General features: G+C 69.6%; 1 protein-coding gene. It reads left to right on the forward strand.

The features are described 5' to 3' along the window. Positions 1-644, forward strand: a 644-nt coding sequence (locus tag ACF8GB_RS01250; protein WP_392526451.1) for a type VI secretion system Vgr family protein, incomplete at both ends; no start/stop codon positions are given.

Here is a 644-nt window from a genome sequence, read left to right on the forward strand (position 1 = left end):
ACGCACCCCACGCCCTACAAGCTGCCGCTGCACAAGACCCTCAGCGCCATCCGCAGCAAGGAGCATCAGGCCGGCCGTGCCAACGAGCTGCGCATCGACGACACCCATGGCGAGATCAGCGCCGCGCTGATGAGCGACCATGCCGACACGGCCCTCCACCTGGGCTACCTCACCCACCCGCGACCCAAGGGCGGCGAACCCCGTGGCGAGGGCTTCGAGCTGCGCAGCGATGCCAGCGGTGCCCTGCGCGCGGCCAGAGGCCTGCTGCTCTCAACCGAGGCCCAGCCCGGTGCAGGCGGCGGCCATCTTGTCCGCGACCAGGCCATCGCCCTGTTGGAGAGCGCGCTGGAACTGGCCCGCAATCTCGGCCAGGTGGCCGGCGAAAACCAGGGTATCGGCCACGACCCCGAGCCGCAGCAAACCCTGACTACGGCCGTGCGCGAACTCGACCACGGTGCCAACGACAACCCCAATGGCACCGGCACGGGCGGCGAACCGCTGATCGCCGTCAGCGCCCCGGCCGGTGTGGCCGTGATCACTTCGCGCAGCGTGGCCATCGCCGCCAGCGAGCATATCGACAGCGTGGCCCAGCAGCACCAGCACCTCACGGCCGGCAAGAACATCGTGTTCAATGCCGGTGACGA

Source organism: Pseudomonas sp. xss_4 (assembly GCF_043104125.1).
Taxonomy (GTDB): Bacteria; Pseudomonadota; Gammaproteobacteria; order Pseudomonadales; family Pseudomonadaceae; genus Aquipseudomonas; species Aquipseudomonas parafulva_B.